The 13,432-nt window shown below is 42.4% G+C and carries 12 protein-coding genes and 1 pseudogene; 10 read left to right on the top strand and 3 right to left on the bottom strand.

What is annotated here, in order from left to right:
• Nucleotides 1-82 precede the first annotated feature (82 nt).
• The 9 genes from CBM15_RS16075 to CBM15_RS16030 all read left to right on the top strand — a co-directional run bounded on the left by CBM15_RS16075 (nt 83) and on the right by CBM15_RS16030 (nt 10,607).
• Nucleotides 83-1,438 (top strand): aspartate aminotransferase family protein, encoded by a 1,356-nt coding sequence (locus tag CBM15_RS16075; RefSeq protein WP_087618284.1) that lies wholly within the window; start codon nt 83-85, stop codon nt 1,436-1,438.
• A 15-nt stretch (nt 1,439-1,453) separates the two neighbouring features.
• Entirely contained in the window at nt 1,454-2,971 is a 1,518-nt protein-coding gene (locus tag CBM15_RS16070) for a CoA-acylating methylmalonate-semialdehyde dehydrogenase (protein WP_087618283.1), read from the top strand.
• A gap of 178 nt (nt 2,972-3,149) precedes the next feature.
• The gene (locus CBM15_RS19390; RefSeq protein WP_193433806.1) at nt 3,150-3,530 is read left to right on the top strand and encodes a hypothetical protein; all 381 of its coding nucleotides are present in this window, start codon (nt 3,150-3,152) and stop codon (nt 3,528-3,530) included.
• Between the two features lie 245 nt (nt 3,531-3,775).
• A complete protein-coding gene (gene hydA, locus CBM15_RS16060) occupies nt 3,776-5,173 on the top strand; it encodes a dihydropyrimidinase (RefSeq protein ID WP_008406382.1) in 1,398 nt (465 codons plus the stop codon).
• Nucleotides 5,174-5,437: 264 nt separating this feature from the next.
• Nucleotides 5,438-6,775, top strand: a complete 1,338-nt coding sequence (locus tag CBM15_RS16055) for an NAD(P)-dependent oxidoreductase (RefSeq protein WP_087618281.1) — start codon at nt 5,438-5,440, stop codon at nt 6,773-6,775.
• 11 nt (nt 6,776-6,786) lie between these two features.
• Entirely contained in the window at nt 6,787-8,070 is a 1,284-nt protein-coding gene (gene preA / locus CBM15_RS16050) for an NAD-dependent dihydropyrimidine dehydrogenase subunit PreA (protein WP_087618280.1), read from the top strand.
• 115 nt (nt 8,071-8,185) lie between these two features.
• On the top strand, nt 8,186-9,667 hold the full coding sequence (locus CBM15_RS16045; RefSeq protein ID WP_087618279.1) for an NCS1 family transporter: 1,482 nt from the start codon (nt 8,186-8,188) through the stop codon (nt 9,665-9,667).
• Nucleotides 9,668-9,687: 20 nt separating this feature from the next.
• Nucleotides 9,688-9,900, top strand: a complete 213-nt coding sequence (locus CBM15_RS16040) for a hypothetical protein (RefSeq protein ID WP_087618278.1) — start codon at nt 9,688-9,690, stop codon at nt 9,898-9,900.
• A gap of 248 nt (nt 9,901-10,148) precedes the next feature.
• Nucleotides 10,149-10,607, top strand: a complete 459-nt coding sequence (locus tag CBM15_RS16030; RefSeq protein ID WP_087618276.1) for a nucleotide-binding protein — start codon at nt 10,149-10,151, stop codon at nt 10,605-10,607.
• A 284-nt stretch (nt 10,608-10,891) separates the two neighbouring features.
• Here CBM15_RS16030 and CBM15_RS16025 read toward each other — a convergent pair.
• From CBM15_RS16025 to CBM15_RS16015, 3 genes and pseudogenes are all read right to left on the bottom strand, one after another.
• Nucleotides 10,892-11,571: pseudogene (locus CBM15_RS16025) on the bottom strand (HAD family hydrolase).
• Nucleotides 11,572-11,777: 206 nt separating this feature from the next.
• Complete coding sequence (locus CBM15_RS16020; protein ID WP_008406370.1) at nt 11,778-11,954, bottom strand: hypothetical protein; 177 nt, start codon at nt 11,952-11,954, stop codon at nt 11,778-11,780.
• Between the two features lie 146 nt (nt 11,955-12,100).
• Nucleotides 12,101-12,712 (bottom strand): spore coat protein, encoded by a 612-nt coding sequence (locus CBM15_RS16015; protein WP_087618275.1) that lies wholly within the window; start codon nt 12,710-12,712, stop codon nt 12,101-12,103.
• Nucleotides 12,713-12,810: 98 nt separating this feature from the next.
• Between CBM15_RS16015 and CBM15_RS16010 the strand changes: the two genes are divergently transcribed.
• Nucleotides 12,811-13,401, top strand: coding sequence for a LemA family protein (locus CBM15_RS16010; RefSeq protein WP_087618274.1), 591 nt, complete (start codon nt 12,811-12,813; stop codon nt 13,399-13,401).
• The last annotated feature ends 31 nt before the right edge of the window (nt 13,402-13,432 follow it).

Here is a 13,432-nt window from a genome sequence, read left to right as displayed (position 1 = left end):
CCATTTGACACTATGTATAATGCCCTTAATCTTCCAATAAGCGAAAATAGAAATAGAGTTTAGGAATGTAGGAGGGAAATGCATGAGCCAATATGTAGAGTATAACTGGAAAGCAAATGACGAAAAACATGTATGGCACTCGATGAAGCCGTATAACCCAGAAGCAACATTTATCGTTGAACGAGCGGAAGGGGCTTGGCTGACAGATATCGATGGCAATAAATATTTGGATGCAATGGCAGGGCTTTGGTGTACAAATATTGGTTATGGTCGTAAGGAAATTGCCGACACAGCTTACGAGCAAATGCTTAAAAATTCTTATACACCGCTGACGAATGGGCACACCCCTGCAATTTTGCTGAGCCAGAAAATCAGTGAACTGCTTGGTGACGAATATGTTGTCTTCTATTCGAACAGCGGATCGGAAGCAAATGAAGTTGCGTTTAAAGTGGCAAGACAATATCATCAGCAAAAAGGTGATACGACCCGTTATAAAATTATTTCCCGCTACCGTGCTTATCATGGGAGTTCAATGGGCGCTTTAGCAGCAACAGGCCAAGCGCAACGCAAATATAAATACGAGCCGCTTGCACCCGGCTTTTTACATGTGGCACCACCTGATCAATACCGGAATCCGGAACAGGCGGAAAACGGCGATGCTACAACATTGCCTAGTGTGAAAAACATTGATCAAGTAATGACTTGGGAAATGTCCGAAACAATCGCCGCTGTCATTATGGAGCCGATTATTACAGGTGGCGGTGTCATTATACCGAACGAAGATTACTTGAAAGGTGTAAAAGAGGTATGCGAGAAACATGGTGCGCTTTTAATCGTTGACGAAGTAATCTGTGGCTTCGGACGTACAGGTACAGCGTTCGGATTCCAAAACTATGACATTAAGCCGGATATTGTGACGATGGCAAAAGGTTTAACAAGTGCCTACATGCCATTATCAGCAACTGCAATCCGCCGTGAAATTTACGAGCAATTTATCGCGAACGGGGACTATGAGTTTTTCCGTCATATTAATACATTTGGCGGTTCACCGGTTGCATGTGCTGTCGCATTGAAAAACATTGAAATTATGGAACGCGAAAATTTATTTGAGCAATCCGTTGTTCTTGGAGAATCACTTAAGCGCACATTGCAAGAAAATTTAAATGATCATCCATTCGTAGGTGATATTCGCGGAAAAGGATTATTGATTGGTATTGAGCTTGTGGAAAATAAAGAAACGAAGGCACCGCTTGATGTTGAACGCGTGAATGCAGTGATTGGCTACTGTAAGAAAAAGGGCGTCATTATCGGGAAAAACGGTGTAACGGTCGCGAACTTCAACAATATATTAACGCTGTCACCACCGCTTTCGATTTCAGTGGAAGAAAAAGATCTGATTGCCAATACAGTGATTGAAGCAGTAAACAGTATTAAATAAAGGGGGATCATCATAATGACAGAAGCAGTTTCGGTAAAAAAGTTAACACATTTTATCAATGGTGAATTGGTCGAAGGGAAGAGCAACAACTATTCGAAAGTTTATAACCCGACGACAGGCGAAGTAATTGCCGAAGTTCCGATTGCGACAGCTGAAGAAACACGTGAAGCCATTGCAGCAGCAAAAGCAGCTTTTCCGGCATGGCGTGATCTATCTGTTGCGAAGCGTGCGGAAGTGTTGATGCGTTTCCGATTTTTACTGACGGAAAATATGGAGCAGCTGTTGGATATTATTTGTACGGAGAGCGGGAAAACGTTGGAGGATGCGCGCGGTGAAGTGACACGTGCCCTGGAGTCAGTTGACTTGGCAATCGGTGCGCCTCATCTTGTGAAAGGGGAATATTCGGTAAATGTGGGCGGGCAAATTAATGCCTACTCTGCGAAGTATCCTTTAGGTGTTGTAGCGGCTATCTCGCCATTTAACTTCCCGATTATGGTGCCGTTAGCGCAAACATCGATGGCAGTCGCTGTTGGGAACGCGGTTATTTTAAAAGCATCCGAAAAGGTGCCGATGACTTCGCTGTTTGTCAGTGAGTTATGGAAAAAGGCAGGTTTGCCGGACGGAATCTGGACAGTTGTAAACGGCAGTAAAGATGCGGTAAATGAGCTGTTGGAAAACCCGACTGTTCAAGCGATCTCATTTGTCGGTTCGACACCTGTTGCGAAATATATTTACGAAACGGGTTCGAAATACGGTAAGCGCGTTACGGCTTTAGGCGGCGGGAAAAATAATATGGTCGTTATGCCGGACGCGGATTTAGAGCAAGTGGCGAATGCGTTTATCGGTGCTGCATATGGCGCGGCTTCCCAACGTTGCATGGCAATTTCTACAATTATGCCGGTTGGTGAAGAGACGGCTGATCGACTTGTGGCGATTTTGAAAGAGAAAATCAGCAACTTAAAAGTGGGCAGCTATAAAGAGGAAGGCACGGATTTTGGTCCGGTCATTTCGAAAGAGTCGAAAGAGAATATTTTAAAAGCGATCGATTTAGCGGAACGTCAAGGTGCGACGGTTGTAGTCGACGGCCGTGAACTGGATATCGTGAAAAACGCGGAAGGCTTCTTCGTTGGTCCGACATTACTGGATAATATTACGAAGGAGATGGAGATTTTTGATGAGGAAGTATTCGGTCCGGCTCGTAATGTCGTGCGCGTGAGTACACTTTCGGAGGCCATTGATTTCATTAACGGTCAGGATCTGGCGAATGGCGTTACGATCTTCACGAATGATGGTGCAGCAGCTCGTAAGTTTACAACGGAAATTGATGTAGGCATGGTCGGCGTCAATGTGCCGATTCCAATCCCTGTCGGCTATCATAACTTTGCCGGCTTTAAAGGTTCGCGCTTTGGTGAAGGGCATATGTTTGGTCCGGATCAGGCCCGATTCTTTACGAAAACGAAAACGGTATCGGAACGCTGGCCAGACACAAAAGAAACGACAGCATCGACATTCGCTTTCCCTAGCAACAACTAAAATACATGCAAATACCAGCCTAATTCCGGAAGTGGGGTTAGGCTGGTATTTTGTTGGGATGATGGGGTGTGTGGATACTGATTTGGGCTTGGTGAAGGCGGTTTTATAGTTTTATTAGAACAATGAGAGCGGTTATTAGAAGAAGTGGGCCGGTTATTAGAACAGTTGGGCGGTATAGGTGTCTACAAGTACTTATTTTAGACGGGTGAGTAAACGAGTAATAGGTTTATTAGAACATTGCCAGCGGATATTAGAAGAAACAGAATGGATATTTGAAGATTTGGGGGAGATATTAGAACATGGCGGACACATATTAGAACAAGAGAAGGATATATTAGAAAATCCAAACTTTATTAGAACAAATAAAAATATATTAGAACAACTCCGTAACATATTAGAAAACTCTTCACCGAAGCTTCCTCCTACTAAATACCCGACAAAAACAATACATTATGTTAGAAAAACTTACATAAATACAGTATATTTCCTTACAACTTTTAACCTTTTGTCTAAAATATTTACGGAAAAAATTACCTTTTGTATATTAATTTTATTCTAAATATTCAGTAAAGTTATATTTATAAAGGATTCACAAGGGTTTTATTAACAGAAAATATTTATTTAAATTTTTTCCGTTAATTAGATATTATGTTACTAATTGTTACATATAATACTATATATTAAATTATATGCTTAAAAACTAGTAAATATTCTCAAAAGTTAATAGTACTAGAATCGAAATTAATCTTCGCTTTGGTTTTTCATTTTTTCAATAGAAATTACTAGAAAACTAGGAGGGTTCATATGAAAAAGATTATTACTGGGGGAACAATTGTTACTGCTGCGGATACGTTTAAAGGGGATGTGCTGATTGAGGACGGGATCATCACTCAAATTGCAGCAAAAATAGAAGATGCGGAAGCAGAAATTATTGATGCAACAGGAAAGCTTTTATTCCCGGGTGGTATTGACCCTCATACCCATCTTGATATGCCGTTCAACAATACGGTAACTGATGATGACTGGCAATCAGGAACGATTGCTGCGGCATACGGTGGAACGACGACGATTATCGATTTCTGTATTAGTGCGGGCTCGCCAACATTGATGGATGCGATTGATACGTGGCATGGCAAGGCACAAGATAAGGCCGTGATCGACTATGGCTTCCACTTAATGATCGGTGATTTGAATGAGCAGCGCCTGCAGGAATTACCGGAAGCATTGGAAAGAGGCGGGATCAGCTCGATCAAAGTGTTTCTTGCTTATGCGAAGGAGTTCCAGGCGACGGATCGTACGTTATTCCAGGCGTTTAAAGTCGGGAAGAAGCTTGGTGCAACGGTGATGGTCCATTGTGAAAACGGATCGGTTATCGATGAGCTAGTAGAAGAAGCGAAAGCGAATGGTCAGACGGAGCCGATTTATCATGCGCTTACTCGTCCGCCTGAAGTAGAAGGGGAAGCGACGAAGCGTGCGATTGAGCTGGCGAATTTAGCGGGAGCGCAGTTATATGTCGTGCATGTAACGTGTAAAGAAGCGGTCGATGAAATCATTTCGGCACGTAATAAAGGTTACAACGTGTTAGGGGAAACTTGTCCGCCGTATTTAGTGCTTGACCAGACAGCATTGGAAAAGCCGAATTTTGAAGGCGCGAAATATGTATGGTCACCACCGTTACGTCCGGTAGAGCATCAGGAAGTATTGTGGAATGCACTGAAAGCGAAGCAGCTGCAAACGATTGGTTCAGACCAATGTTCATTCAGCTTCAACGGCAAGAAAACATTAGGGAAAGATGACTTCTCGAAAATCCCGAATGGCGGGCCGTTTATCGAAGACCGTTTCTCTGTACTGTATTCGGAAGGTGTTGCGAAAGGCCGCATTACAGAAAATGAGTTTGTTGATATGATTTCGACGCAGTCTGCGAAAATTTTTGGGCTATTCCCTAAAAAAGGAACGATCGCGGTCGGTTCGGATGCGGATATCGTATTATTCGATCCGACAGTAAAACGTACGATTTCTGCAGAAACACATCATATGAATGTGGACTACAACGCATTTGAAGGGCTTGAAGTGACGGGTGAGCCGACAAGTGTGCTCGTGCGCGGTGAATATGTTATTCAAGATAAAAAATTCGTCGGACAGCTTGGAAGCGGCAAGTATATCCGTCGTGAAGTAAAGGGTTCCACTAAAGTAACTTCATAACACAATCAATTCGCTTTTGAGTAATTGTGTCCAGATTTTAGGCCCACAGGACGTGGGTCAGTCAGCCTTTGTCGCACAATACGACGTTTTTAGGCTGACATCCATTCCATTAAAAATCTGTGGCATCCGCCGGGGCTTATCTTCATTCAGCAGGTGATTGGGGCATCGGCTGAATTTAATAAACAAGCGTCAAATCATCTGTAAAGGTTAACGAAGGTATAGCTAAAAGTAATAACAAATCAAACTGGAGAGGGTTGTTATGAAATGAGCAATAGTTTAGCGAAAAACTTTGAAGAAATATTTGGTGGCTTAACAACATACGCGGCAACTGTTGAAGCGAATCGTTGTTTGTATTGCTACGATCCACCTTGTGTGAAGGCATGTCCAACGAGCATAAATATTCCAAGCTTTATTAAGAAGATTGCTTCCAATAATATGAAAGGTTCAGCGCGTGTCATTATGGAGTCAAATCCCGTAGGCGCAAGCTGTGCACGTGTTTGTCCAACGATCGAGCTTTGTGAGGGGGCTTGTGTGTTGAACAGTGAGGAAAAACCGATTCAAATTGGTCATCTACAGCGCTATGCAACGGATTGGCTGCGCGAGTCGAATGTCAATCTGTTTACACCACAACCGGCAAACGGCAAGAAAGTCGCGATTATTGGAAGCGGGCCGGCAGGGTTATCTGCCGCACGTGAACTGGCATTGCTTGGGTACGGTGTGACGATTTTCGAAGCAGATGAAAAAGCGGGCGGCCTGAATTATTACGGTATCGTTTCATTCCGCTTACCGCAGGATGTTGTGGAGTGGGAAGTGCAGCAAGTACAAAACCTCGGCGTTGAAATTAAAACGAGCACGAAAATCGGCGAAGATGTACTGGTAGATGAACTGCTTGCAAATTATGACCGTATCATTGTAGCGGTTGGTATGGGCAAAGTACCGATGCTTGGCGTTGAGGGCGAAAACTTGGACGGTGTATATGATGCGATTGATTTTGTGAAGGAATCAAAATCTTCATTCACTGATCGAGTGTTAGGCAAAAAAGTGCTAGTTATCGGTGCCGGTAATACGGCGATTGATGCAGCGACATGTTCTGTAAGGTTGGGTGCTGAGCAAGTACAAATCGTTTACCGTCGTACATCAAACGAAATGACGGCGTACGATTTTGAGTTTGATTTTGCGAAGCAGGACGGTGTTGAGTTCAGGTGGCTGACATTACCGAAGCGCATTATTGGCGACGATAATGGGAAAGTGATCGGAATGGAATGCATCAAAATGAAACTGACGGACATCGAAAATGGAAAAGGGACATTAATGGAGATTCCTGGTTCTGAATTTGTCATTGAGGCGGATGCGGTTATTCGGGCGATCGGTCAAACGAAACAGTATGAGCTGATTGAGCATTTAGGGTTGGCAAATACACGTGGTGTGATTGATGTAGATCATAATAGCCTGAAGACATCGAATCCGAAAATTTACGCTTGCGGTGATGCGATTTACGGCAACGGATACGGTGAGGCGACAGTTGTATCAGCGGCGCAGCAAGGCAAAGATTCGGCTTACGCGATTCATTATGAACTAAACGCAAATTCAGAAATTGCATAGGGGGAATTGAAATGGCAGATTTACGAATAGATTTTGCTGGTATTAAGTCACCGAATCCTTTTTGGTTGGCATCGGCACCACCGACAAACTCCGGCTATCAAGTGCAGCGTGCATTTGAAGCGGGGTGGGGCGGCGCTGTGTGGAAAACGTTGGGGGATCCTATTTTAAACGTTTCGTCACGTTTTGCTGCTGTCAGTTTTAATGGGCAAAAGGTGGCGGGTTTCAACAATATTGAGCTCATCACTGACCGACCGCTCGAAGTGAACTTAAAGGAAATTTATGAAACGAAAAAACGGTTCCCGAATCATACGATCATCGCATCGTTAATGGTGGAGCCGAAAGCAGAAAAATGGCATGAAATTGTAAAAAGAGTACAGGATGTTGGGGTAGATGGCTTCGAATTAAACTTCGGCTGCCCACATGGTATGGCGGAACGTGGCATGGGAGCCGCTTCGGGTCAAGTGCCTGAACTGGTGGAAAAGCAGACCTATTGGGCGAAAGAATATGCTGAAGTACCGGTCATCGTCAAACTGACACCGAATATTACGGATATTACTGTAACGGCGGAAGCGGCGGTGCGCGGCGGTGCTGATGCGATTAGTATGATCAACACGATCAATAGTTTGGCGGGTGTTGATTTAAACTCTTGGAACACGATTCCGCATGTTGGCAATAAAGGGGCGCACGGCGGTTATTGCGGACCGGCCGTTAAGCCAATTGCTCTGAACATGGTTGGTGAATGTGCAAGAAGTCCGTATATCAATTTACCGATTTCCGGAATTGGCGGTATTTCGAACTGGCAGGACGCTGCTGAGTTTATCTTAATGGGTTCGACGAGTGTGCAAGTTTGTACAGCAGCAATGCATCATGGTTTCGGTATTGTTGAAGATATGATTGATGGTTTAAACAACTATTTAGATGATAAAGGCTTAGCATCGGTCATGGATCTTGTTGGGAAAACAGTACCGAAATATTCGGATTGGGGAGATTTGGACTTAAATTATAAAGTTGTGGCAGAGATCAATAATGATGTTTGCATTAACTGTAATAAATGCCATATTGCCTGTGAAGATACGTCCCATCAATGTATCGATCTGTATACAGAAGATGGCCGTCCAATGCTGAAAGTGCGTGAGGAAGACTGCGTTGGGTGTAACTTATGTTCGATTGTTTGTCCGGCAGAAGGTGCGATTTCGATGAAGGAACTTATTCCGACACAGCCTCCGATGACGTGGAATGAAAGACAGACATTAATAGCAGGTTTTGCTCCAAGCAGTTCAAGTATTGCGAGGTAGTTGGCACCAATTTTTTAAAGGAATGGATGTCAGTCTAACAGCATCGCATCGTGCGACAACGGCTGACTGACCCACGTCCTGTAGACCTAAAAATTGAATAAAGAGAGGTGTAGCGATGTCAGACAGAAAAAGCACAAGTAGTAACTATTTAAAATCACCAGACTTACTTCCTGTCACACATGAGAATCGCAGTATTGGTATGATGGGCTTTGGCGTCATCTGGGTAGGGATGGCCATCGTACTCGCCGCATTTGCGATCGGTGCAGGAGGAATTGTTAATTTAAGTATGCCGATGCTCATCCTGGCGACACTGGTTGGCTCGATTTTAATCGGGATTTTCATGGTCGTCATCGGGGATATCGGTGTTGAACACGGCTTATCGTTTCCTGTTTATATGCGTGCCCCATTCGGAACGATCGGTACGCACTTCCCGTCATTTGCCCGTGCGTTTACAGCGTCGTGCTGGTTCGGGATTAACACGTATTTCGGGGCATTGGCGATTAACGGCATTCTAAATATTATGTTCGGCTTTGACAACTGGTTTATTTGCTTCCTTGTATTTGCGACATTGCAGTTGTTCAATGTGTCTCTAGGGATTAAATCGATTGAACGTTTCGCAGATTTCGCTGCACCGATTATTATCTTTATTTCAATTTGGATGTATTTGCAATTATCTGCTGAAGCGAAAGAGCAAGGAAAAGCGGTATGGTCTTGGGTGGAAGCACCGCAAACCGGTTTTGAACAGTTTACGGCATTCATGGTAGTCGCGATGGCGATTATGGGCTTCTGGGCTACATTGGCTGCGGATATGCCGACTCTTTCCCGTCACTTCAAAGCACCGAAAAATGAGCGTAACTGGTTCAAACGAAATAAAACACAGTTACTAGGTTCCCTTGTCGTTCAGCCAATTTTCAATACGCTGATGATCGTCATTGGTGCGGTATGTTATATGGCGACTGGCTCAGGTGATCCGGTCAACGCACTACAGCAAGCGGCGGGCGGTATTGTCCTAGTGATGCTGTTATCGATGATCGTACTTGCACAGTGGTCAACAAATACGTCCGCGAACGTTATTCCGGCCGCAACGATTTTCTCGAATATCGGCGGACCGAAAGTACCTTTCTGGATTGGTGTAGTCATTGCCGGAATTGTCGGAACGATTGTTCAGCCTTGGAGTTTGTTCGATATTTTAAATAGCGTTCTGCTCGTTGTCGGCGGAATCCTTTCTTCCATTGTCGGTATTTTATTTGCTGACTATTACTTGCTCCGTAAGCGACGAGTAAATGTAAAGGACCTTTATGAGGTGGAAGGGCAATATCGCTATTTAAAAGGTGTCAATGTAGCGGGTATTATTGCTTGGGTGCTTGGCGGTCTGATCGCGAATATTTGGCCATCATTTTCTTCGCTTGTCGGCTTCTTTGTAGGGGCGGCAATCTATTATGTGCTGGCGAAATACTGGTGGTTCAAAAAGTATCCGCAAGCTGAAATCGTGAATCCGAGCGATGATGAATATTTAGGTATTACAGCAGGACGCAGCTGGGAAATTGACGCTGTTCCAGAACCAATTGGTGTTCAACAAACAGCTTCCACAGATTAAATTGTAAACGAGGTGCAATCATGTCAGAATTTCAGTTTGTAGAAAAAGAAATTCAGCAAATTGACGAACTGCTTGCTGAAAATTATATGATTAAAACGATCGATGAAAATCTGGAAGGGGCTTTCGTTACGTTTATCAATCCGGTAAGCCTTGAAGAGCGTTTACTGCATATTAAAATGGCAGATACGCGGAAATATTTCTCCAGTAAATTATTAGAACAAATAAGCAGTTGAAAATTTGGATCGGGCGGGCGCATTTCTTTACGGGATGCGCCTTTTATTATTTTACGGGGAACTTAAATGGGAACGAAAAATTTATCCTGCATTCCTTGTAATTAGTGAGGATGAAAAAAAATTCACACTGATTGAAGTTTCATTTTATAACAAAGCATATTTCGACATGGAAATACATATTGTGAAGAAGAACAAGTGGATGCACCAGTTGAATCCAGAAAAATTTCTGATTGAAGTGGAGGGTTATTATGGGTGAAGGGAAAGGCACATTTCAGAAATGGAGGAAGAAAGTCAACAAGAAGGTGACAACGCTTAGCAGTAAAACGTCTTTTGCGGTCGACCGGTCCAAACTGCGAAAACAAATCAATGGAATTGAAGAAGAAATCAAAATACTGAAACAGCAAATCGGGGAAATCGTCAATTTGAACCGCAACAGCCTGTTTTCGGTCAGCATGGTGAATTATCAGCTCGCACAAATTGAGGCGAAAGAAAACGCGATTGCGCAGCTGGAAAAAGATATTGAAGAATTAAATGAACTTAGTAAATTAGCGGGTGTCGAAGAGGAGGAAATAGTGCCCGACTTTAAAGCAAAGCAAACGATTGATGATATTACGGCGTCATATATATATAATTGCGCCAACTGCAATGAATGCTACGATGAACCGAAAAAGTTTTGCGAGGAGTGTGGTTATAACATGGTTGACTAGGGCTGAAGGGGGGTGACCTTTAGCTCAACATTCAGGGGGTGTGCTGGCAAGCAGTGATTTCTGCTTTACTATATATCACTTAAAAAGGAGCAATCAGGAGACAAGATACAGGGCTTTATACGGAGAGTTCCACCAGATCTTTCAGTGAAAATACCGTGTTATCAGGGTTTGTGGGGATTGTATAAAAAGGTGTATAAAGGATGTTCTATAGGATAGGGCACAAACACTGATATAACAGCGTTTGTGCTTTTTTAGTATGTTTGCAAGCTTTTGTTAGAGGGATGTTATTTTGTATGACTATGTATGCTAAAATCTAATTTCTTCAAAATCAAAGGAAGTTCTAAATAATCATCAATTATTGCATCTGCTTCTACACCAGTCCATTGATTATCTTTTTTCCAAATTCCCTTCATTCCAACGTTTTGGGCGGCTTTCACATCATTTTCAGGATGGTCACCAATAAATACACTTTCTGAAGGTTCTACGTTTAATTTTTTTAATGCATTCCTAAAGATTTGGGGATTAGGTTTCTTGATACCTTCCCACTCGGATACTAATATTACGTCAAAATATTTCTCAAAGCTTTCATGTTATCCATCTGGAACTGACCGTACCCATTTGTAATTATGCCTAAAGCGATTTTATTTTTTTTAAGCTCTTCCAACATTTCATGAATATGAGGAAATGCTACACAATGATGTTTGAATTCCTCAATATAATCTTGGAGGAGTTCTTCCCAAGTTATTGAAGATATTTTAAATTCATCAATCAGTTGTTGGTATACTTTATCCTTCCAAACATATCCATGATTGTCTAATTCAATAAACCTTGAAATATATTGCTCTTTTGGAGTATGAGAAAGTAAGTCATACAATCTTTCATATTGCTCGTTTATAAAAAGCTCAACCGATTTATCACGATTCAATAACGTTCCATCTAAATCAAATAATACCGCTTTAAACATTTTACAGTTCCCCCTTAGGCAAATTTTTACGTGCAAAGAATTACTTGAATTTTCTTAATACAATTATGTAAATAATATCATGATTGAATGAAAGAATCTTCGTATGTTGCGGAATTCAATAAAGGCAGGGATAAGAGTAAAAAGCCGGCCATAAAGAACCGTAAAGATTCTTTAAGCCAGCTTTTTCTAAGCAGGATATCCTGCTCTTACTTACGATGTTCTACAAGGTCAATTGCTCCTAATACAATATGGGCAAGGCCGAAACCGAAAATGGTATTGGCAAGCATCTTGTTCGTACCGATTTTTTGTTTCATTGCATACCCCGTTGCAGTGACAGCTGATCCAAGTACAGTCGGAATTAAACCTTCACGAATGTTTTTCATAAAAGCCCCTCCTTCATCGTAGTAGGTGAAACGAGCACCGTTCTTATTGTTTGTATATCCACCCGAAATATTTGTTGTAAATATTGGATGGATTATTTAAAAATTGAAACTATACAATGATTCGTTCGTATAGTTTATTGGGCATACTAGTTAGGCATATTTTTCGCTTGATCTGCTTTGCCATACATATTGAGCATTGCGCTCATGTCCTGTGGAGATAGTTGTGGCACTTGATAATAACCTTTTTTGTTTTGGTACAATGAAATTTCATAGGCCATTTCAATGCAGTTTGGTACTGAATCTTGTAGCACGCGACGTACTACCGGGTTTGTGCTTTCTAAAGCAGCACCTGTTTTTCCTGTAGCCCCAGCTTTATGGCAGCCGAGCAAGAAACCTGAAATAATGCCATCATTAATTTCACTTGCCGAAGTGATCGGCTTTTTAGGCTCACCTGGTTTTAAGCCGTAAATAGTATCGTTGCCCATATTCATATTGTAGGTGCGTGTAGGGTGTTTTGGATCATGACCTGTTTTAAAGGCTTCCACAGTAATATTATACTCATCAAGCATAAACGCATACTGGCGATCCATAATAGAAAGAAGCTCGCTATCTTGAACTTGGTCGCGAAGTAAAACGTATTGGTTTAATCCGCCGATCATAGCGCTTAGTACTTCATGAACATCCAGAATTTCGTGGGCGCCATGATTTGTTGAAAGGGGCATTTGATTGTCTTGAGATTCAGATGATTGGGTAAACATTAATAAAAAACCTCCATAGTAAGATATTTCGTACGCTCTTATTGTGGAAACGAACCGTAATTTTATACGCATTTTTAAAAAAAGAGAGGATGGGGCAAATGTTTAAAAAAAATGAACGAGGCAGTGCGGTATTGGTCGCCCTTATTGCAATTGTTGCTTTGATCGTCATTGCGGCAATGCTTATCGTGCCAAAATACAACAAACTGGTAACAGGTGAAGAAACGGTGGACGCAGCATGGGCGCAAGTCGAAAACCAGCTGCAGCGCCGATTTGATTTAGTGCCGAACTTAGTAAATACGGTTAAAGGTTATGCCGAACATGAGGAAGAAATTTTCACACAGATAGCAGATGCCCGAACACAATACGGGAATGCCAATACAGTAGAAGAAACGGCGGATGCTAATAATGAGCTATCTTCTGCATTGTCCCGTTTACTCGTTGTAGTTGAAAACTATCCGAATTTAAAAGCGGATGTGCAATTTACGAGGTTAATGGATGAATTGGCAGGGACGGAAAATCGTCTAACGGTAGCGCGTAAAGATTATAATGACACGGTTCAGCAGTTTAATAATGATGTTCGCCGCTTCCCAGGAAACTTAATCGCGGGCATGTTCAGCTTTGAACAAAAAGACTACTTCGAAATTAAAGAAGGTGTGGAAGAAGCACCGGCTGTCGATTTTGGCGATTAAAGATGGGAGTCATGACGGAGCTTTTCGGCAT

The sequence above is a fragment of the Solibacillus kalamii genome, from assembly GCF_002174535.1.
Taxonomy (GTDB): Bacteria; Bacillota; Bacilli; order Bacillales_A; family Planococcaceae; genus Solibacillus; species Solibacillus silvestris.
Note: the sequence above shows the minus strand (reverse complement) of the source record. Positions and strands in the feature narration are given on the sequence as shown.